At 60.8% G+C, this 18,667-nt stretch carries 20 protein-coding genes; 6 read left to right on the plus strand and 14 right to left on the minus strand.

Going from position 1 to position 18,667, the window contains the following annotated elements:
* Position 1: 1 nt before the first annotated feature.
* Together ACE10X_RS29750 and ACE10X_RS29755 are read right to left on the minus strand one after the other, a co-directional pair.
* The gene (locus ACE10X_RS29750; protein ID WP_375763260.1) at positions 2-706 is read right to left on the minus strand and encodes a GntR family transcriptional regulator; all 705 of its coding nucleotides are present in this window, start codon (positions 704-706) and stop codon (positions 2-4) included.
* A gap of 238 nt (positions 707-944) precedes the next feature.
* On the minus strand, positions 945-1,208 hold the full coding sequence (locus tag ACE10X_RS29755; protein WP_375763261.1) for a hypothetical protein: 264 nt from the start codon (positions 1,206-1,208) through the stop codon (positions 945-947).
* 406 nt (positions 1,209-1,614) lie between these two features.
* On the opposite strand from ACE10X_RS29755, the gene ACE10X_RS29760 reads away from it, so the two are divergent.
* Positions 1,615-2,088 carry a helix-turn-helix domain-containing protein gene (locus tag ACE10X_RS29760; RefSeq protein ID WP_375763262.1) on the plus strand — a complete coding sequence of 158 codons (474 nt, stop codon included), beginning with the start codon at positions 1,615-1,617 and terminating at the stop codon, positions 2,086-2,088.
* An 817-nt stretch (positions 2,089-2,905) separates the two neighbouring features.
* Here the strand turns inward: ACE10X_RS29760 and ACE10X_RS29765 are convergent.
* Positions 2,906-3,484: an NADPH-dependent FMN reductase gene (locus tag ACE10X_RS29765; RefSeq protein WP_375763263.1), complete on the minus strand. Its 579-nt coding sequence runs from the start codon at positions 3,482-3,484 to the stop codon at positions 2,906-2,908.
* Positions 3,485-3,784: 300 nt separating this feature from the next.
* Here ACE10X_RS29765 and ACE10X_RS29770 point away from each other — a divergent pair, with 300 nt between their 5' ends.
* Positions 3,785-4,033 carry a MarR family winged helix-turn-helix transcriptional regulator gene (locus ACE10X_RS29770; RefSeq protein ID WP_375763264.1) on the plus strand — a complete coding sequence of 83 codons (249 nt, stop codon included), beginning with the start codon at positions 3,785-3,787 and terminating at the stop codon, positions 4,031-4,033.
* Positions 4,034-4,182: 149 nt separating this feature from the next.
* On the opposite strand, the gene ACE10X_RS29775 is transcribed toward ACE10X_RS29770, so the two are convergent.
* The 7 genes from ACE10X_RS29775 to ACE10X_RS29805 form a co-directional block, all read right to left on the minus strand.
* Positions 4,183-5,409: an ABC transporter substrate-binding protein gene (locus tag ACE10X_RS29775; protein WP_375763265.1), complete on the minus strand. Its 1,227-nt coding sequence runs from the start codon at positions 5,407-5,409 to the stop codon at positions 4,183-4,185.
* Between the two features lie 133 nt (positions 5,410-5,542).
* Positions 5,543-6,031 (minus strand): flavin reductase family protein, encoded by a 489-nt coding sequence (locus ACE10X_RS29780; RefSeq protein ID WP_375763266.1) that lies wholly within the window; start codon positions 6,029-6,031, stop codon positions 5,543-5,545.
* On the minus strand, positions 6,028-6,819 hold the full coding sequence (locus ACE10X_RS29785; RefSeq protein WP_375764622.1) for a creatininase family protein: 792 nt from the start codon (positions 6,817-6,819) through the stop codon (positions 6,028-6,030). Before ACE10X_RS29785 ends, ACE10X_RS29780 begins: the two co-directional genes overlap by 4 nt.
* 14 nt (positions 6,820-6,833) lie before the next feature.
* On the minus strand, positions 6,834-8,735 hold the full coding sequence (locus tag ACE10X_RS29790) for an AMP-dependent synthetase/ligase (protein WP_375763267.1): 1,902 nt from the start codon (positions 8,733-8,735) through the stop codon (positions 6,834-6,836).
* 25 nt (positions 8,736-8,760) lie between these two features.
* A complete protein-coding gene (locus tag ACE10X_RS29795) occupies positions 8,761-9,609 on the minus strand; it encodes an enoyl-CoA hydratase/isomerase family protein (protein WP_375763268.1) in 849 nt (282 codons plus the stop codon).
* 162 nt (positions 9,610-9,771) lie between these two features.
* On the minus strand, positions 9,772-10,566 hold the full coding sequence (locus ACE10X_RS29800) for an enoyl-CoA hydratase/isomerase family protein (protein ID WP_026193054.1): 795 nt from the start codon (positions 10,564-10,566) through the stop codon (positions 9,772-9,774).
* A gap of 28 nt (positions 10,567-10,594) precedes the next feature.
* Complete coding sequence (locus tag ACE10X_RS29805; protein WP_018272732.1) at positions 10,595-11,797, minus strand: LLM class flavin-dependent oxidoreductase; 1,203 nt, start codon at positions 11,795-11,797, stop codon at positions 10,595-10,597.
* Positions 11,798-12,127: 330 nt separating this feature from the next.
* Between ACE10X_RS29805 and ACE10X_RS29810 the strand changes: the two genes are divergently transcribed.
* The 4 genes from ACE10X_RS29810 to ACE10X_RS29825 all read left to right on the plus strand — a co-directional run bounded on the left by ACE10X_RS29810 (position 12,128) and on the right by ACE10X_RS29825 (position 15,509).
* Positions 12,128-12,727 carry a TetR/AcrR family transcriptional regulator gene (locus ACE10X_RS29810; RefSeq protein ID WP_018272733.1) on the plus strand — a complete coding sequence of 200 codons (600 nt, stop codon included), beginning with the start codon at positions 12,128-12,130 and terminating at the stop codon, positions 12,725-12,727.
* Positions 12,728-13,019: 292 nt separating this feature from the next.
* Positions 13,020-13,748, plus strand: coding sequence for a LuxR family transcriptional regulator (locus tag ACE10X_RS29815; RefSeq protein WP_375763269.1), 729 nt, complete (start codon positions 13,020-13,022; stop codon positions 13,746-13,748).
* Positions 13,749-13,833: 85 nt separating this feature from the next.
* Positions 13,834-14,466, plus strand: a complete 633-nt coding sequence (locus tag ACE10X_RS29820; RefSeq protein WP_375763270.1) for an acyl-homoserine-lactone synthase — start codon at positions 13,834-13,836, stop codon at positions 14,464-14,466.
* 77 nt (positions 14,467-14,543) lie between these two features.
* On the plus strand, positions 14,544-15,509 hold the full coding sequence (locus ACE10X_RS29825) for a LysR family transcriptional regulator (protein ID WP_375764623.1): 966 nt from the start codon (positions 14,544-14,546) through the stop codon (positions 15,507-15,509).
* On the opposite strand, the gene ACE10X_RS29830 is transcribed toward ACE10X_RS29825, so the two are convergent.
* The 4 genes from ACE10X_RS29830 to trbF are packed head-to-tail and all read right to left on the minus strand — an operon-like array spanning position 15,476 to position 18,636.
* A complete protein-coding gene (locus ACE10X_RS29830) occupies positions 15,476-15,721 on the minus strand; it encodes a DUF2274 domain-containing protein (protein ID WP_080650397.1) in 246 nt (81 codons plus the stop codon). The genes ACE10X_RS29825 and ACE10X_RS29830 overlap by 34 nt on opposite strands.
* 4 nt (positions 15,722-15,725) lie before the next feature.
* The gene (locus ACE10X_RS29835) at positions 15,726-16,934 is read right to left on the minus strand and encodes a TrbI/VirB10 family protein (protein ID WP_018272737.1); all 1,209 of its coding nucleotides are present in this window, start codon (positions 16,932-16,934) and stop codon (positions 15,726-15,728) included.
* Positions 16,931-17,956, minus strand: coding sequence for a P-type conjugative transfer protein TrbG (gene trbG, locus ACE10X_RS29840; RefSeq protein ID WP_375763271.1), 1,026 nt, complete (start codon positions 17,954-17,956; stop codon positions 16,931-16,933). Before trbG ends, ACE10X_RS29835 begins: the two co-directional genes overlap by 4 nt.
* Positions 17,953-18,636: a conjugal transfer protein TrbF gene (gene trbF / locus ACE10X_RS29845; protein ID WP_026193056.1), complete on the minus strand. Its 684-nt coding sequence runs from the start codon at positions 18,634-18,636 to the stop codon at positions 17,953-17,955. The genes trbG and trbF overlap by 4 nt, the downstream gene beginning before the upstream one ends.
* Between the last annotated feature and the right edge of the window lie 31 nt (positions 18,637-18,667).

The raw sequence follows: 18,667 nt of genomic DNA on the forward strand, positions 1-18,667 counted from the left end.
TTTAGCGAGGGCGCTTGGTCGGGACGGTTCTCTTCGGCCGTCGACCCGCAGTGGCTTCAGTCGGTTCGCTGCCGACGATCTGCAAAGCAAGTCCCTGGACTATCTTCAGATGCGAGACGAGTTCTACGTTTGCTTCTTCGATGCGGCCCGTGACGGTCAGGTCCACGATCCGTCGATGCTGTTCGACTGCCCGGCTCATCCTTTCGAGATCGGCCGGAAGCCGGTAGCGGATCGCGTTGAGTTTGTGAGTGATGACCCGATAGGCGTCAGTCAAGAGAGGGTTTTCCGTCGCGAGCACCAGTGCCTGATGGAATTCGGAATCCATCCGTTCGGCGGTCTCGACGTCCTGTGCTTCGACTGCGAGCGCGCCGGCGGCGATCTGCTTGGACACGGCGGCCGCCAGCTTTTCGGGGTGATCCGCCAAGAGACGGAGAGCGCCCAGTTCCAAGACGGTACGCATCTCGCACAACATCCGCACCGACGCTTCGTCTAGGACCATCACGAAGGTGCCGCTCTGAGGACGGATCACGACGAGCCCGTCCCGCGCGAGACTGGCGAGAGCCTCGCGCACGGGCGTTCTGCTGATCCCCAGCGAAGCAGCGAGCGCGCGATCAGACAATTTCTCGCCGAATTCGAATTCGCCTCGAATGATGCCATCGCGGATCGTTTTCTCGGCTTGGGCGGCAAGGTCTACGTATTGATCCATGCAACTGGAATACCAAACTCCTTGATCGCGGGCAATAAAATGAGCGGGTGCGCGGCTCGTTGCGGCAAGCCGCCCGGCTCGAAGTGGGGGCTGCTCGACGGTTGCGTTCGCTAACTTTCTCGGCTGCGAGTAGGCTGCCGCGCTAGCGCTCGATTGTGCGACGGCGACACTATCGTGAGGTGGAGGGCGTTCCCCTCGTTGGTGGCGTCCAAAAGCCAAACAGCTCGCTTCTAGCCCCTTAGCGCGGCCCGGAGTGCGCTTCGACAAAGGCGCGAAGGTGCGCGTCGCGTATGTCGAGTACATCGAACAGCCCCAAGGCCTGCAAAGCCGGAAGCGCCTCGATCACATCGCGCTCTGCCGTTTCCCGATCCTCAACGCTGGTTTCGGGCGCAGCCAGTATCCGGGCATTGGCGAGAAACGCACCCACAGAACCTTTGCGAACGTTAACTCCATTGATCACACCCTGGTTGACGTCGTCCGGCATCATTTCTTCCGCACGCATCGTATTTCTCCTTCGATCACAACCCAAGAATAGCATGTGACGCTGGCGTTGCTGCGCGATCTAGGCCATACAATACGCAGTTGAGGCCATGTCGAAGCCACTGATCGAACCTAGCCGCGCCGATACGGACGCGGGCCCTCCGCTGGTCGCCGTCTTGGCAAACGGCGGCGAACCGCGGGTTACTCCCGCGCATAAACATGCGCGCGGACAACTTCTCGGGGCAACGCATGGGCTCGTGACCGTCGGCATGGACTCGGGCCATTGGGTTGTACCGGCGATTCATTGCGTATGGATACCGCCGCATCATTCTCATGCGCTGTGCTCCCATGGACCTTTCGTCGGGTGGAGCGTCTATGTCGCTGAGGACTGCTGCGTGGACTTACCGGCGGCACCCAGAACGATGCACATGTCGAGCTTGCTGCGCGAATGCGTGGCGCGCGCGGCAGCCTGGTCAGATAGCGACCAAGGCTTGGCCAGAACTCATCTCACCGAGGTAATCCGTGACGAAATCCGCTCGCTGCCGCGCGAGCGATTCGGTTTGCCCATGCCAACCGATCCACGACTGCTTCGGGTTGCCCGCGCGCTTGCAGACGATCCTGCCGATAAGCGACGCCTAGACGACTGGGCCATCCTCGCCGGAAGCCCAGTGCGGACGCTGACGCGACGATTTCCAATCGAAACCGGGTTCAGCTTCACCGAGTGGCGGCAGCGCGTACGTCTGATGCGGGCGTTGGAAATGCTCGCCGACGAAATTCCGGTGACCACCATCGCCCTCGATCTCGGCTATGAAACGGTGAGTGCATTCATCGCGCTGTTCCGGCGCACATTCGGGACAACGCCGGCGCGCTATTTTCCCCACGCCCCAGCCCGGCAGCGGTGACGCCTCCGCACGCCCGTCGTCGCTTGCCAAACCATTTTCCAGCGGGCGGAAGCGTCCAAGCCATTGTCTTGCAGTGCCGCAAGTCGAGAGACAATCTATACTGTCTCGGAAGGCGCGTCATTCCACCGCTGGCCGCGGTCGACGATCGGGCGGACCTTCATAACGACGTAGCTGACGGTCGCCTGCAGCTCCGCAGCCTTTTCGGCGCCATGCTTTTCAAGATTGCCTGGCGGATCGCGTCGTACTTTCCGTCGCTAGTCCGGATCTCGCGGACTTTGGCGTAGATCCGGGCTCTATAATAATCGCGCCCTTGGCCTTGGGAAACAGGCCATGAAGACGATCGCAGCGTTTTCGCGGATGTTGTCGAAGTGGTGGACACGGGATCGCTGATCTCGAAATCGACCGTCCCATCGCCGAGTAAACCCGGCGTGCCCATTAGCGCTACGCTTGGCTCGCCCTGCCGGTTGGCGGTGCAGAGGAGTTTATCATGCTGATCCTTAAAGAAGGATCGCAGAGCGTCGGAAAGTGCGCTGTGCAATGACGCTTCTGTTGGGGAACCGAAGGGCATTTGCGAGCAACTCTTCTCTCGAGAATTCATCGATTGGATAATCGAGCTGGCCTTACTGCGGGTTCGAAGCCATTTGATACGCCTTTTAAAGCCGGTAGGGCGATCCTATCCAAGGTGATCTTCGGAGCTGCCAGTCACCAGCCATTTGGGTGCATGCTTCGCAGAGGCGACGATCAACATCCACCGCTTGGCCCCAGCGGCTGCTGTGTGCGTCCAGCTCATGGACCGCGCGATCTTCACGTGTGCGCCCTATGCCTCAGTAGCGACCTGATCGTCCGCCAAGGCGTCTTTCAATTGCGCGAACGCTTGTTCGACCTCGGTGAGTTGGCTGGCGAATGTGGCAGCCGGATCGATCTGGCCCGCATTGGCTACGATGAGTTCGTGGGGCAGCATGAGCGCCGGCCGAATGGCGACTGGCTTCATTTTGACGTATTGGCAGACCTGCACGAGTTGTTCGGCGCATTTGCCACCGCCGTGGCCACCGTAGCAGACGATCATCGCAGGCTTTCCGGCCCACTCCTTATAGAGGTGGTCGATCGCATTCTTGAGCGGCGCTGGATAGCCGCCATTATATTGGGGCGTCACGAACACAAAGGCTGGCGCGGCGGTGACCTTGTGGCTCCATGCACGTGTACGCTCGTGCTCATACTGACCCGTGTTCGGCATTGCGGATTCGTCGTCCATCGGCAGCGGCCAGTCCGACAGGTCGACCACTTCGAATGATAAGGACGTCGCGTCCCGCCCGAGCGTGGCGATCCAAGCCGCAACCTGCGGCGCAATGCGTCGAGGCCTTACGCTTCCCGCGATGACGAGAACGGGTGATTGCAAGATACATCTCCTTTTGTTTCTAAGCCCGGTTTATCGAGCCGAACGCGCGCTACGCCTTTACGAGCATCGTCAGCATCCCAGTTTGCCACAGCCGGCTGGACCGCTTCCCGGATACCGGGCGCGAGCTAAGGTCGGTCGGCCGATCGACTTGGCTTCTGGAACGGTGCTTCATGGCATAGCCTAATCCGCCACGACGTGAGTCAGCTGGGGCCGACGCAAACCGGGCTGACAGCTCCGCAGTTTCTCGACCCTTGCGAAGTTGCGCTAGGTCGGACCTTGCCCGCAGAATCACCTTGACGCTTGATCTACTATGATTCCGCCACGATTAACGGTGTTATCACACGTCTAAAAGCCCGCGGCCTGATCACGAGCCACAAAGATCCGCTGGATCCGCGACAACGGGAAATCGACCTGACCGAGAAAGGTCGGCGAATAGCCGATGACGCGATCGGGACCGTCGGAGAGATTTCCAGTGAGACATATTCCCTGCTAGGCCAGCAAGAGTTCCGAATGCCTGCGGAGATACTGAAGAAGGTCATCCGCCGGTGAGAGACAAGAGAGGCTTGACGGTACGGTAAGCTATCGTACGCGCCCATCCGCTTAAGAAAAAGGGCCCGACGATAGTCCGCCGGGCCAGGGGAGGAGCGGAAGACAACGTCTGCGGCCGACAGGCCGTCGATTGGATCAGAGTTCAGCAACTAACCCGCCGGACCGGCATCCTCAAGGATCGGGCCGAACAGATCCCAGCGCTCGCCGTTGAAGCGCATCATCTGCAACCGTTTGTGGAGACGGTAGTCAGTCGGCGAGGTATTGATCTTGATGCCAGGCAGCGCGAGGTCGCCTGTGACATCCTTGAGCGATGCCGCCTGCTTCATGGCGTTCTCGCGCGTCAGATCGTCGCCGCACTGCTGTAGCACGTGGACCAGAAGCTGTGCCGCACCGTAGCCATAGGTATTGAAGTTCGAGCTCTTGTCTCCATCTGGATAATACTTCTCCATGAAGGCAAGATAGCGCTTTACGCCCGGATCGTCCTTCCATTGCGGATCGAGCGGCTCCTTGCCATAGTTGGTGCTGATGAGGCCCTTGGCGTTTTCAAGCCCGGATGGTTTCAGGACGCTTCCGACGGAGGTCGCTTTCATGTCGACGATCCGCAACGGATGCCAGCCCATCTCGGCGGTCTTCCTGATCGCCTGCGCGGCCTGCTTCGGCGTGGCGGCGATGAAAAACAGGTCGGCGCCCGCATCCTTGATCGTGAGAATATGGGAATCGACGGTGGGGTCGGACACTTCGTAGGACGCCTCCGCGACCATCATCGTGGCGGCCTTGTCACCGAGCCCCGCCTTAATACCGTTCAGATAGTCCTTGCCAAAATCGTCATTCTGGTAAAGCACGCCGATCTTGGCGTTCGGATGCTCCTTCAGAATGTATTGGCCATAGATGCGCCCTTCGACGAAGTTGTTTAGATCGTAGCCCATGGTCCAGGGAAAGTTCTTCGGATCGGAGAACCTCGAGGCGCTGGCAGCCGCGAACAGCTGCGGCACTTTCCTGGAATTGAGATACTTCTGCACGGCTGCGTTCGAAGGCGTACCGACAATCTGGAAAGTCAGGAGCACCTCGTCGCTCTCGATGAGCTTGCGCACCTGCTCCACCGCCTTCGGTGGCGAATAGGCGTCGTCATACTGGATCAGGTTGATCTTGCGGCCGTTAATGCCGCCCTGGTTGTTGATCATCCTGAAGTAGGCGGCCTCGGTCTTTCCGATTGAGGCATAGGCCGACGCCGGTCCCGAAAATGGCACGGTCTGGCCGATCTTGATCTCAGTGTCGCTGACGCCTGGGTCGTATTTCTTCTGAGCATTGGCCACAGAGATCGACAGCGCCAGGGTCCATGCCATTGCCGCGGCCAAATGTAAAATTCCATTCCTCATTCGCAATCTCCTTCGCAGTTTGTTTGTCTAAACGGGGTGTCAAGCACGTCACAGTGCGGCGGGCGCTTCCCTCAAACTGCGCCGACGGCTTCGCGGGCGAGCGCGAGACAAGGGGCCGTCATATGTGCTCTCGCTATGCAAGCGAGGCGATCCTTCCGAACCCGCTGCGGTGAAAGATGAGAGGCTGCCTGCGGCTATGAACGACGACGGCGTGGAGTTTCAGCAGCACGATGACGTGATCGCCCGCCTCCAGCTCCTCGCGGACAGTGCAGTCATATTGGGCGATTCCCTCGGCGAGCATCACAGCACCCCTGTCGGTGATCTCGAAGGCGACGCCAGTGAACCGCTCCTGGGCCGGGCCGGCGAGTTGGCGGCACAATGCGCCGTGGTCCTCGGCAAGCACGGTGACGCCGAGGTGCTCGGCTCGGCGCAGAACGGGCCACGTGGCGGAGCCTTTCGCGACTGATAATGACGCCAGCGGGGGCTCGAGAGAGACTGAGGTGAAGGAGGAGGCCGCAAGACCCACCAGCCTCCCGTCGACCTGCGCCGCCACGGCCACCACGCCCGTCGGAAACGCGCCGAAGGCGTCGCGCAGCATCCTGCTGTCGATCTGCTCGCTCATGGATGGCATGCGGCTCGCGCTCCGTGTGCGATGGCGTACTCGACGACCAGATCGGTCACGGCGTCCAACGCGGCGTGGCCGATCGCTTTCGAACTCCCGGCGGGGTTACCGAGGACACCGTTGGGCGAGACCGCGTCGATGCCCTCGACGAACACCCGCTGCAGGAACTCCTCGTCGACTGTGCCCAGGTATCCGGCTGCGGCCCGGTCGGGCCGAATCTTTTCGGGGTGCAGGACGAGCATCACCGAGGTCTCCGCTACGTCTGCGTGACCACCAACGTGACTACCCAGGCCAGCGACTGACTGCGCGGACTTCCGCCACGCGTCGAGGATCGCGGCACTGTCTCTATAGACGATGACCTGAAGCGCCGGAGCGAGCGCTGCGGCCAGCCGCGGCTCGAAGTCGCGCATGATCGGGTAATTGCCGATGTGCCCGGAGAAGAGGACCACGCGAGCGAACCCGTGCGCAGCCAGGCTGCTGCAGTAGTCCAGGCAGATCGCTTCTAGCGTAGAGGGACGCACTGAAAGCGAGCCGCAGAAGCCGAGGTGGTGGGGCGAGTATCCAACCCTGACCGTTGGCAGGACCAGTGCAGCACCAAGTCTGCGGGCGATGCGGAGCGCGAGTGCGTCCGCGTGATCGCTGTCCATTGACAGCGGAAGATGAGGTCCGTGCTGCTCTATCGCGCCCAGCGGAAGGATCGCTGTGCGGGCGCCGGCCGCGATCGCCTCAGCGATCTCGGAACTGGTCAGATGTTCGATCCGCAGCTCACACGGTTGCTCGGAACGCATCACTTCTCGCTCCTTCAACCCTGGAGCCGCGCTTGGTCAGCGAACTCGTTGTGCTCCGCTGAGTCGTACATCTCGTCTACGAGTGCGCTGAACGAGGTGAGCACCGCAGCCCGACGGATCGTGCCCTTGGCAGTGAGCTCTCCCGCTCCAGGCGAGAGCGCACGTGGCGCGATACGGAAGTCCTTGAGCTGAAGGGGACGCGCAAGCTCGGCGTTGATATCCTCAATCTGTTTTCGCAAGCCCTCGTGCAAGGCGTCCCTGTCGAGCTTGCTGCCGTTGTCAGTCGGCCAGATGATGACGGTGAGGTATTTGCGGCCGTCGCCGACGACCACGGCCTCCTCAACGAGAGAGCTGGCCTTGAGGCGCACCTCGGTAGGCTGCGGATTGATGGTCTTGCCACCGCTGGTGACGATGATGTCCTTGGCCCGTCCGATAAGCTTGACCTCGCCGGAGGCGTCGATCTCGACGAGGTCGCCGGTGCGGTACCACTCGCCATCCATCACGTCCGCGGTCGCCTCCGCGTTGTTCCAGTAGCCGCGGAACAGCAGAGGCCCCTTCACCAGCAGCTCGCCCTCGCTACTGACCTTGATCCCAAATCGCGGGTCGGGCATGGCCTTGCCGACGGTCCCAGGGGGCGGAAAGGCGCGATCCCACTGCGCGAGGACCCAGCCGCAGGTCTCGGTGGTGCCGTACATCTCGCGCAAGTCCACGCCCCACAGCTGCCACAAGGCATGCACCTCAGGCGTCATCGCTCCCGACGCGGTCCATGCGATGTTGACCCGGTCCACGCCTAACTTTGCGCGTAGGGGCAGGAATACCTGTTCCTGGGCTTGATCGTAGCGTGCTTGTAGCTCGGCAGGCACGCATTCGCCGCGTCGGCGCGCGGCGGCGACCTCGCGGGCCACCGCCATCGCGTCCTCGTAAGATTTCTGGAAAGATGCCGGCGCCCCCTTGATCGCGGCCAGCGCCACGCTGAGCAGCTTCTCATGCAGCCGCGGCGGCCAGACGATCCCAGTCGGACGTACGCCGCGCAGGGCCTCCGAGAGTTGGTCCAGGCGGCAGAAGGTCACCACCGCCCGAGTCATGATCGGCACGTAGACGCCGGACATGGCCGGAGAAACATGGGAGAGGCCCAGGAAGCTGAGCGAGTCTCGGCGGGTTGTGGTTACCTCCGGGTTGAGTACGGCGGAGCCAAGGACGGAGTACTGCAGGGTGCGGTGGGTATGGATGACGCCTTTGGGCGCTCCGGTGGAGCCAGACGTGTAGAACAAGGCTGCTGGCTGGTCGATGTGCCCGCCGAAGAGGCGCTCGTCGAAAAGCGCCGGGTTGGCCGCATCGTGGGCTCGACCGGTCTCGCGCAGCGCGGCCCATGTCTTGCCGACAACCGTTCCTAAAAGTCCTGATGGGGAGCCATCGAAGCTGATCACGGCTCGTAGCGCTGGAAGCTCCGTGGCAACTGAAGCGACCTTTGCCACGTCATTGTCGTCGCCAACAACCATGGCAACGGCTTCGCTGTGTCCGACCAGTTGCCTCACTTCAGCAGCGGAACTCATGGGGTAGACACCGACAGGAATCGCTCCGGCCGAGAGGATGCCAAGCGCCGCAATCACCCACTCGCCCCGGCCCGGCGCCATGATGGCGACCCTGTCGCCGGGCGCGACACCGACGGCTGCCAGCCCGAGCGCAACCTCGCGTACGGTCGATGCGTACTGCGCCCACGTGGTCGGAATCGCGCGCATCCCGTCCCACTGGCAAAACGCGACCTCATCGGGCTCAACCTCGGCTCGTTCGTGTACCATCTGGGCGAAGGTTCGCTCGACGGCTTGGAAGTTGGCGACGCCGATGTCGGTGACGCCGCTCAGTACCGGCACCTGCCGTGCACGGGCAGTGGCTGGGGGGACGGGATTTGTGGCCATGGTCATCGCTCCGATTTGTGCAGACCTACCGGCCTGAGTGCGGGGTGGAGTTTGGGGCTGGTGCCCCCTCGTCTGAAGGCTGCGACGACGCCCGCGCCTGTCTCCAGCCTTCGCGGAGGCCTCGCGCCACAGGGTCGTTGAACCAGGAGGCAGCCTTGGCGAGCGTCAGTTCGGCCTGGCGTTGATCAACAGCGTCGTCGTAATCGTTCACGGCCTGCTTGAGCGCCGCATAGAGCACCGGCGCTCGACGGCCGGCCTCCCGGGCCCGGCCGAGCGCCTCCTCCACCAGTCGATCGGGCTCGATAATCGCGTCGACAAGGCCCCACCGTGCCGCCTGCTCGGCGCCGACGAGTTCACCGTTCAGCAGCAAGTCACGTGCGGGCCGCGTTCCGATCAGGCGGACGAGGCGCTGGATTCCCTTGTCCGCGGGCAGAAGGCCGTGTCTGATCTCGGGGAATCCGAACCGGGCGTGAGGCGCCGCGAGCACCACATCCGCGAATAGCGCGTACTCCACGCCGCCGCCGACGCAGTCGCCGTTGACAGCGGCGATGACCGGAGCCGGGTATCGTTCCATCGCGACAAGGAGGTTATGGAAACCCCGCATTCGGTCTTCGACCGGGTCGGCGGCGGCTCCGTCGGCTTCCTTGATGTCACCGCCGGCGCAGAAGAACCGCGCCCCGGCACCGGTGATCACTATCGGCGCCGGGTCGCCCTGGCCACGATCCCGGAACAGCGCCGTCATGGCGAGCAACAGCGCACGGTTCAAAGCGTTGGCCGGAGGCCTGTCGAGCGTCGCGACCACGACGCCGTCGTAGCCGGCCGTCCACAGCCCGGCAGCCGCATCGCTTTCGTGCCGCGCGGATAAAGCCGTCATCGGATGTCTCTCGTGTCTGATTGCTGCGGTGGGTGGCGAAGCCGCCCTCGCTCTGCGTCGAGGGAGGGCGCGGCGACTGCTTCTCGCGGAACGCCTGCCAAGCCTCGATGTAGCGGGCTATCGTTATGCATCGAAGTCTGGCACCGCTTCATCGCGCCGGGCTCACGTCGGCTTTTTGGCTTCCGCGAAGCGCTTGCGTTTCTCTCGAAAGGCCGCGACGGCTTCTTTGCGATCGGGACTCTTGAAGGTCAGCGCCTCGAGCGCCATCGCGGTATCTAGATTGAGATGCACCTGCTCCTTGATCAGCTTGTTGACGCTATATTTTGTCCAGACGATTGCGTTGCGGGGTCCACTCGCGAGCAGTTCGGCGTATCCGATCGCATGATCAAGAACAGTACCTTCCGGCACGACCTTGTTGATCATCCCCGCAGCCGCCGCGTCTTCCGCCGAAATGAAGTCACCGGTCATCAAGAAGTGTTTGGCCCGTGCCGGACCCAGGAGAAGCGGCCAAATTACAGCGCCCCCATCTCCGGCGACGACACCGGCCGTAACATGCGTATCGGCGAAGCGCGCGCTTGGCTGGGCAAAGATAACGTCGCAAAACAGGGCGAGCGTGGCGCCCAACCCGACCGCCACGCCGTTCACGGCAGCGATGACGGGGGACTCGACTTCGAGGATGTTCCTGATGAGATGTCGACCCGAGCGCGTGGGCGATATCGGATGCCCACCGGTATCAAGCGCGTTCTGATCACCCCCTGAGCAGAAGCCTCGACCAGCGCCAGTGAGCACTATGGCCTTCACCGCGGGGGCCCTATCGAGGTCTACGAACACCTCCTCCAACGCGGTATGCATAGGCCAATTGATGGCGTTGAGGATTTCAGGCCGGTTCATGGTTATGACGGCCACACCGCTCGGACGTATCTCTACGAGCAAGCCTTCATATTTTTTGTCTTTCATCTTCAGTCTCCAGTTCTTCAAATGGGCGTCAGGCCGAAGCAGCAGGATTACGGACTGCGCCATCGACGGTCCCGGCGGCCGCCTTGGCGTTCTCGAAGGCCTCGCGCTCGGCATAATGGGCGGGGCGGGCGGCGCGGATGTCTGCAAGGATCGCGTCGGACGTGCGCACGACCGACCGGTGGTTTTTGAACCTCGGGATGACGTACTTGCCGAACAGCTCGATCGACTTCATCAGCTCCTTGTGCGGCATGCCATCGATGCGCAGCGCGAGCGCGTCGATGCCCATGTCGACGAACCGCTGGACCTGCTTGGTGCAGGTCTCGACGTCGCCGACGATGAAGCTGCCCGACTCGTCGAACAGATAGCGCTCGTTTTTGAAGTCGATGTTCTTGATCTTGCCGAGCGATCCGTAGTCGGCGGACAGCTTCGACAGCCGCTCATAAGCGTCGATGGACAAGGAGACGCTATGGGCCAGCGTGGCCGCCCACCGCTCCGCCTCCTCGTTTGTATCGGCGCAATGCATTCCGCCGGATATCACCGCCACCTTCTGCGCCTGCACGGGGTATACGTGCTCGGCGCTCGCCAGCTCCTTGTCATAGAGCTCGGCCGACCTCTGCACGGAGGCGAATCCGCTATAGCCGCCGCCCATCATGGCGCCGATGCCCATGTGCGCGGCGGCGGTGATCGATTGCGGGCTCGAAGTCGCCATCATGATTGGCGGATAGGGCAGCGTCACGTGCTTGGGCGTCAGGCTGCGCGGCGGAATCTTGTAATGCTCGCCGACGAAAGAGAAGATGTCGTTCGATAGGGCCCGGCGGATGACCTCAATGCCCTCTATCTGCTGCGCCTTGGTCTCCTCGGGGTCGACCTCGAAGGCGCGCAGCGCGAGGGTGGTGTTGCCGCGGCCGACGGCAAGCCCGACGCGGCCGTTCGATAGGATATCCTCGGTCGCCAGCCGCTCCGCAACGCGCAGCGCGTGATTGATCTTCTTGGGAAGCGGCGTGATCAGGTGGATGAACTGGATCCGACTGGTTAGCGCCATCATGTACGGGTAGATGACCTCGGGAGCGGAGGTCGAGGCCGTGCCGATCGCGAAATGCTGTTCGGAGCACCCGAACGCGTCGAATCCGACTTTCTCTGCCAGAATCACTTCGTCGATGAGCTCGCGATAGCGGTGCGCGTGGGTGTGTCCCGGCTGGGTCTCTCCCTCGCTGAAGAAGATGAACCGCATGCGTTGTGCCTCCTCCGCACCTTCAATGTTAATATACACTAACTTTATGATCAGCAATTGCGTCCTGTCAACAACCTTTCGGCGTCGACCATCTAGAACCGTTCTTTGCGGTATTAGCTTCATAACCCGCATAATTCCTGATAAGCGCGCGATGGAAAATATTCAGCCCCTCGCCTAGCGATCTGGCGACGGCTCAGAAAAGTGAATACATATTTACATGAGGATGAAATGAGATGTTCACATGATCCGTTCATTGAGCCCGGGACAGACGATGCTGGCGCGCGGGATGACACGGTGCTTCGCGGCCGCCACGTGGTACGGTGCGCCTCAATGAATATTCAGCCATTACCGATCAAGCGGGCATACAGCAGCGGGCGGCGCGAGCAGTTGATCGCGGTCGCTGCTGAGCTCTTCCTGCAGCACTCATACGACGCGGTCACAGTTGAAATGATCGCTGCGCGCGCCGGCATCACTGGTCCTGGATTGTATCGCCACTTCCAGAACAAGCAGGCAGTCCTGATCGCGGTTCTGGAGGAACCGACGCAGATCGTGCACGAGGTTGCGAAACGGATCGCGGAGACGACGAAGGACCCAAAGGCCGCCATGATAGCGATGGTCGAGTCGCACATCCGGTTGATCCTTAAAGGACCACCAAGCACGCTGATCTTCACCAAGAACGAGCACGCTCTTCCTGAACACGACCACAGACGGATCCGGCGCGAGATGGCGTTGTACGCCGAAGAATGGATTTCCGTGATAATCCCGCTGCGGCCCGACCTGTCCGAACCCGAGGCACGACTGCTGACCCAGGCCGTGTTCTCCATGCTCAACACCGCTGCGACGCTTAGGAAGGGCCTCGACGAGGAGTCGATCTTCTCCACTATGCGGCAGGCCGCGCTGCACGCGCTGCTCGGCCGCGGCGACCTCTGATCTACACCTGTCCTGCCGGCGCAAACCCTATCGATCAGACGGTCCTCGCGGCCGCAGAATCCCACGCATTAGCTATGGCTGCACATGAGAGATCGCACTGTGAGGCGCGTCCCGCACAGGCCAGGTTTTGCCTAATTTCCTTCGGCGCTAGCTACGGAGGCGTGTGGTGCTTGATGTTAGCAGGCTTTCCCTTAGGTCCGGCGGGCCAGGTATCCTCAAGCGCAGCACCGCGACGACGCTACGGTGAGTCGCCTACAAGGCTTCTGCGCATACCGGTCTAAGGGAAAGCCATATGCATCGGGTCTTCCAACAATTCATTGATGCAATAGTCAGCGCCGAAGATGCCGAAGGCTTCTCCAACGCTCTGGCGGAAACAGCATCGGCTTTGGACCTATCGTGTTTCGCTTATCTCGCTCTCCAGAGCGAAGAAGACAGGAAGCCCCGACTTATCTCAACATATCCAACGCGATGGACGACCCATTATCTAGATAAGAAATACCAAGTCATTGATCCCGTCATTCGAGAAGCCCTTCAGAGCCCGGAGCCTTTTCGATGGGGAATCGATTTTCGATCACAAACCAGTTCAAAAGAGCAGCGGCGTCTATTCGATGAAGCCGCGCAATGCGGAATCCGGTTCGGCTTCACGGTGCCGATCCACGATGGGCATGGACCAATCTCCGCATTGACTTTCGCTACTGACGAGAGCCGGCCACAATTCGAGAAATGCATTGATTCGTACACGCGTGTCCTTCAACTCATGGCGATGTATTTTCATGCTCACGTTCGTCGCAAGCTCGGAAACGAACGTGGTCTTGACGGAATTCGGCTATCGCGCCGCGAAGTAGAATGTTTGGAGTGGGCGGCTCGAGGAAAGAGCTCTTGGGAAACCGGCTGCATTCTCGGTATCTCGCGCAACACAGTTGCGTATTACTTAGAGAATGCGAAGGAAAAGCTCGGCGTTCGCACAATCGCGCAGGCGGTAACACACTTGGCGGCTGCAAATAGAAAAAAGCAAAATTAGGGTGCCTCCCCCCTACAACTACAGGTGATGATTTGAGGCGATAATCGCGCTTCAACGAAGGCTATTCAACACTACTGGAGGGATTATGATCCAGTTGATCACACCACCTTCGTACGGAGAGCTTTCCGACACCCTCGTTGAGATGCATCGGTTGCGGCATCGTGTCTTCAAACTGCGCATGGCATGGGAAGTTGAAACCAGCAGCGACATGGAGATCGACGAATTCGACGCGCTGCATCCTGACTATCTAATCCAGGTAGATGAAAGCGGCCAAGTGCATGGTTCCGTTCGCCTGCTTCCAACTCTTGGCCCGACCATGCTTCGCGACACCTTTCCAGCGCTCCTTGAAGGCCGACCCGCGCCATCGACTCCTCTCGTTTGGGAAAGCAGTCGATTCGCAACTGACGTCCCTAACGATGCTCCGAAAGGGGCTTACGGCATAGCCCTCGCGACCTACGAGCTATTTGCTGGAATGGTCGAGTTCGGGCTTTCACGGCAGCTCACGGATATTCTTACCGTTACGGATGTCAGAATGGAGAGAATCCTCCGACGATCTGGCTGGCCCCTGCGACGTATTTGCAATCCTTCCACGATTGGCAATACTTTGGCCGTGGCCGGTTACCTCGATATTTCTCGCGATACTCTAGCCAGCCTTCGTAAGGCCGGCGGCCTCTCGGCGCCGGTCCTTTGGACACCAGTAATCTCCGCAGCCGCCTAGAACGATCCATGCCAAGAAGCAATATGCGTGTCTTCGCCCTAAGCGGGACACCGTGTCTTGCGGTATGCCCACTGGCGATGAACATGACGGGAATTGAGATTAGAAACAATCGACGTGGCACAGCGAGCGCGATTGACCTGCAACAGCTTCGATTCGCTGTGGTTGCCAGCGACTACGGGAGCTTTCGACGAGCTGCTGATGTCCTTTCGATCAAGCACACTGTCCTGAGCCGATCCATCGGTCAGCTTGAATATCTGGTTGGGACTTCACTATTCGAGCGCTCCAGCGGAGGAATCAAGCCCACTATCGCTGGCCAAGCGGTTTTGCGAATTGCGCGGCTGATCCTGGAACAGGTCGACATACTCGTCGAAACCGGGAGGTCCGGTGGTCGCGGCGATACTGGCCATCTTGTTATTGGCTTCTACACGTCCGTGTCCACCGGCAATTTGCGAGCGACGATAGGTGAATTTAAGAAGCTGCTCCCGCAGATCGAATTGGCAACGATGGAGCGCCCTCGCTTTCATCTGATGACCGCGCTGCGTAACGGGACCGTCGACGTCGTCGTTAGCCCTGGACGTCTGGCTTGTCTGGACGTCAAATCACTACTGCTGTGGAGCGAGCGCATCTTGATCTCGTTGCCTCAGGATCACCACCTAGCGGCACGCGAGATCATCTATTGGGCCGATTTGCGCAACGAAAAGATACTTCTAAGCAAGATTGATCCTGGACGCGAACTCGAGGATCTCCTGATTTCGAAGCTCGCCTCACCTGACGACCGGCCCGCAGTAGAGCGCCACGACGTAAGCCGCGGCATTATCAAAAATCTGACGAGTATGGGCATGGGGCTCAGTCTGGTGATGGAATCGGATATCGGCGCAAGTTTCGCTGGGCTTGTGTACCGGGAATTGCACGACGGGACAGGACCTAGCCGGGTAGACTTCTTTGCGCATTGGCGCGACGACAATGAAAATCCGGCTCTAAACCGTTTCCTCAATCTGTTGGCAGAGCGCTATCCCTCGCTTCCGCCGGCTCTCGAGGGGTGACCGGCTCGTCTCGCCTTTGCAAATCCGCGGTCCGTGGCCATAAAGCGAGCTAGCATCGGTGCGATCAATTTCGCCGGATCGATGCGCTGCCCACTTTCGCTTGCCAAGGCCTCTGCATAGGCGACGAGATCCCGATGCACTGATGCCGGAAGTTCGGCGGCGACCTTGACCGGCTTGTCGTCCGGCAGTGCTGCTATTTTAAGCTTGGGCATGCCGTTACACTCCGTATGGCACAAGTATGAGATCTCGATTGACGATGACGCGAACCGGAAAGCCAGGTCGCACGGTGAGAGTGGGCTGGATGTTGAGGCTGCGCCGAACTACCTGCTGCCCGGTCTGGTTCAGTGAATCCGAGGCGCCGTGTCGCAATGCCTGGATAATTGCGCTGTCGTTGCTGTTGGTGTCCGAACCCGCCCCCAGTTCGGTCCCGACCGCCAAAAACGTCGATAGTGCCGCAGCCTTGAACAGCTCACCCCAGTGATTATCAACCTGATCTTCGAGGCCTGCGTATCCGGCAGCGTCAGCGCCGGGTTGCCGCTCGAGAACGATGGAACGTCCATTCGGCATGATCAGGCGGGTCCAGACGAGTAGGACGCGGGACTGACCGAAAGTGACCTGGCTATCGTAGACCCCGATCAGACGCGCTCCCTGAGGCACAAGCAGAAAGCGGCCGGTCGGCGTATCAAAGACGTTTTCGGTCACCTGCGCGGTAATTTGGCCTGGGAGATCCGATCTAATCCCTGTGATCAGAGCTCCCGGAATGACCGTCCCAGCCTGCACGATATACGGTGAAGCTGGCTTGGTGATGCGGTCAGGGCTGACCGTACGACGGTCCGCAGAGGCGTTCACGAAGGCAAGCTTGCGGTCCTGGCCGTTCTGCGCAGATCCGTCATCGCCGGTGCTCGTTGCGCTCGCTGGCACGACGCGGTCACTTCCAACCGCCGCGGCGGGCGGACGGACTTCTCGTCCATTGGTCGCAGCGAACAAATGGCTGATGCGGGCTGCCTCGGTCTCTTGATCCCGGCGTTGCTGGTCCGGATCAGCGCCGCTCGTCGGCAACTGGCCTTGAGCGGCAAGGATCGGTCGACCGAGGTCCCCGGGGAGCGGCGGACCGAGTTGCGGGATGGGCTGGCGCGGAAGGCCAGCATAGTCCTTCGGCAGCGTCGTAATACCGTCGGCAACATTGTGGTGGTCGGTACTGTAAAGCTCATTGGCCGCCTGATTACGGGAGCGATTGTGCTGCAGCGACCACAGCACCGCTCCACCGATGACAAGCAGGGCAACCGCGCTTGCGCCGGCCAAGACCTTCCGCGACAACCGCGTCACGCGTGGATGCTCTGCTCTCAAGCGGAAGCTTTCGGACTGCTCCCCTTGTGTCTCCGGCGGAACTGCTTGCTCGTGATCGTTTACATTCCGAGTGTTCATGATGACGGCCTCCCGTCGGTCCTCACAATACGGACCCTCTGCTGGTGCTCGCCGCCAAGCCGCAGTTCGGCGGCAGCAAACAGCCTATCGACGATCAATAGGTTGCCGTAGGTGCGGTAGTTGACGAGTTCGGTCTTGCCGTCTGGACCGATGACGAAGAGCGGGGGCATCTCGCCCTGCACAATGCCTTGCGGGAATTCGATATAGACCTTGCGGCCATCGTCATAGGCGACCAGCGGCCGCCAGGGAGGACTGTCCCCTTCGATGGCATAGCGGGAGATGCGCTGCGCCGGGTCCGGAAGAACGGGCTTCAGGGCGACCGAACGCGATCGATCCCGCGCAGTTTCCGGATAGTACCAGGCAACAGACGGCATGTATGGCCGTTCGCGGGAGCGGAGCTCGATCAGGTAGGTGCGTCGGTCAGTATTGACCACCAGGTTGGTCTCGATCGAAGTTCGGGTCGGCTTGACCAGGATATGGACGCGCCGTGTGTCGCCGCTCCCGCTCTCGGTATCGCCCACGACCCAGCGTACAGTATCTCCGGCCGCGATCGGCCCCGATCCCGTCAACTGTTCTCCCTCCTCGAGCGCGATATCTGTGATCTGCCCCGGTGCAGCATAAATCTGATAGAGTGCCCCGGGACTGTAGGCGTAGATTTGCGCCGCGTTGAAATACCCCCGCTTGCGCGGTTCGACGCGGGCTGCGCTATTTGCCGTCTCAACCCGGCTCACCGGTTCTGCGTCTTCTTTCCCTCCCGACTTGCCGCCGAGAACCGGCTTCCAGAGCGGTGGAATGTGAAGCGGTCGCAATCTGTCGTCGAAAGGCGCGGGAGCCGCTGGCAACGGAGGCACTTCCGCGTCATAGCTGATCTCCGGCGGAATGTAGGTCGCGCACCCACCGAGCGCCGAGGAACCGACCAGGAGAGCCATCAGAATTGTTCGCTTCGCGGCCACGAATTCCGGCAGTGCCGAATTGTGCGGGATGGGGCGGTTCGAATGAACGTCATGCGGCGTCTTGGTCACTGACCCAACTCCTTTGACCAGTTGATGGCGCGGACATAGACGCCAAGGGGGTTCTTGCGCAGGCGTTCGGCATCGCGGGGCGTCTCGATCACGATCGAGAGAATTGCAGTCCAGCGTTCGGTCGAACTCAACGAGCCGTTGTCGTAGACGTGCTGGGTCCACGCGACCCGAAAGCTTTCCGACGACGCACGAATGACACTCGAGACTTCGACAGAGATTTGCGCCTTACCCAGCTTGGCAAATGGGTCATTGCTGCGCGCGTAGTCGTTGAGCGCGGCGGCGCCGCGATCGGTCGTAAAATCATAGGCCCGGAGCCAATTTTGGCGCAGAACGATGCCGTCGGCCGGCAGACCTCTGACATCCTCGATAAAGCGCGCCATATGGTAGGCGATCTGCGCATCAGTGGGTTGATAGTCGATGTTGGCCGGCGCAACTCTTTGTGCCTGGCCAAGGTGGTCGACTTCGACCACCCAGGGCGTGATCGAGCCTTGGCTCGATTGCCAAGCAAGGCTACCTGCGAGACTGGCTGATAACATCAAGCAGCCGAACGCCATCAGGCGCCAGTTCTTGGCTTGCACGCGCGCCGATCCAATGCGTTCGTCCCAAACCTGCGCTGCCTTCTGATAAGGCGTGATCGGCTCGGGCATGCGCCCGTAGTGTACGGAAGGTCGTTTGAACATCGATAGTTGCCCCTGAGATCAAGTGATAAGT

The sequence above is a fragment of the Bradyrhizobium sp. Pha-3 genome, assembly GCF_042258325.1.
Classification (GTDB): domain Bacteria; phylum Pseudomonadota; class Alphaproteobacteria; order Rhizobiales; family Xanthobacteraceae; genus Bradyrhizobium; species Bradyrhizobium elkanii.